Below are 1,776 nucleotides of genomic sequence, written 5' to 3'. Positions count from 1 at the left end.
GAAGAATTACGGCGCAGGGTTGCTTGTTTTCTGCAAGGGCAATCAATGAATCCGCAGGTGGTTGAAGCCGATGGCAAAGGCAGGATCTGGCTTACGGGAGATGAACGGGTTGTTTTCGGCTATAAAAAAGCTAACCATTCGTATGCCGTGGTGTATCAGCAGAATGGTGACAAAGAAAAGATCATGGAGTTCTATGAACTCGACAAGCGTCCCCAGGAAGGGGGTGCTCCGCTTTCTTGTGCCAAGAAAGTGATTGCGAGCAACGTTGGTGGAGGATGGTTTTTTGAAGAGATACGGGGTGCAGCGCGGGGTTTGGGTTCAATGGAGTGGTTACCGTTAAAGAATATTTTAGTTGAGTTCTGTCTCATAAGCGAGTCAGCGATGCATCCCGGCTCTGGGGCGAAGAAGCAAGGGGCTAGATCAGAGTCAGGTGATGATCCTGAATATGCCTCTGATAGCATGCCGTGTGGAGTCTTGATGGGGTTTTCTGGAGTGCTTGGAATGAACAGCGCCTGGCAGCATGACTGGCTGGCGTCGATTGGGGCAAGCGGGGCGTTGCCGATGGTGATAAGTAGCCTCATTTTGATTGTATCGCTTGGCGCGTTGGTAGCTGTGGTGGGCAGCTTGGGACAGATCCGAGATGCTTTCCAGCGAATAACTTTCGGGGATCAGCGGGTAATGATCTTTAACGAATCGTATCCGGTTCCTCTCCTGCAGCATCTGCGTGCGCCGGCCAAACTAACATATAACCTGCCTTTGGACGAGATTTCTCAGACTCGCTATATAAAAGTAACTATGGGGGAGAAAGTCATCTATATAGGTACGCAGCACCATGGAGCGTATTTATTTACCCTGCTCTCATATATTGAAGGGATGATCAACGGCAGAGAGCATTTTGTACATATCGATTTTAAACGGCATCCGGACAATTCGTTATTAGCTTGTAATCCGCCAACTTTGGATATGGCATTCAAAAAACATATTCAGTATATGGGAGGTAGCCAAGATTCCGCCATTCTTGGAGAAGGTAACTATGTGACTGCACTGAAACAAGTGTTTCCTGGAATGCGGTTCTCATTTTTATCAAATGAGATAATTGATATAAGTTGGGGGGGGATGGATTTTGATCACCGAGGGACAATTATCGGATCAACAGAAAGTCTGGCAGGAAGTATCGCGAGTGTGGATTTGGATATTTTCAACGACCTTGAGAATTTGGAAAACAGCCGCGACATGCTATCCCTGATGGAATGTTTAATCGCGAAAATATGCGAAGCTGACGTGATAATGATATTTTATTCGCCGGGTTACGTGAATCAACGCACGCAAGAGGTTGTCCTTCCGAGGTTCTTAAACTGTTTATTTGAGAGTTTGGAACATGTTGTCATGCCTGATACAGGAGCATCCATGCCCGCAGCAACGTATACTCATGTGTCTGTCCCTTGCAAAAACCACATCGTGGTTACTCATAGTGCTACCGGTGCGGGAAAAACCTTTCGCTCAGCAAGAACGGTTATTGAATTAAGAAAAATAGTTGAAAAAGAAAACAAAGGTTCTTTATTAAACCTGTCTCTGCCGTTCATAGGAGTATTGCCGCTTAGTGCTGACTGGTCGCATGGTTGGATGGCGTCGATCGGCGCCAGTGGCGCGGTGCCTGTTGGAGTAGTTTCTTTTATGATCGCTTTGTCCTTCGGCGCGCTGGTAGCGATGGCATTGTGGTGGCGTCACAAAAGTATAGCTGATGGTGCGCTGATTCAATCTCGCGCGCCGAAGGAC

Annotated in this window: 1 protein-coding gene; it reads left to right on the top strand. The window is 47.4% G+C overall.

Annotated elements, in window-relative coordinates; genetic code table 11:
- Positions 1-45: 45 nt before the first annotated feature.
- Positions 46-1,776: hypothetical protein (locus WCO51_13460; protein MEI6514260.1), on the top strand; the 1,731-nt coding region annotated here is incomplete at its 3' end.

The organism is bacterium (genome assembly GCA_037131655.1).
Classification (GTDB): Bacteria; Armatimonadota; Fimbriimonadia; order Fimbriimonadales; family JBAXQP01; genus JBAXQP01.
This window is presented reverse-complemented; position numbering and strand designations above follow the sequence as displayed.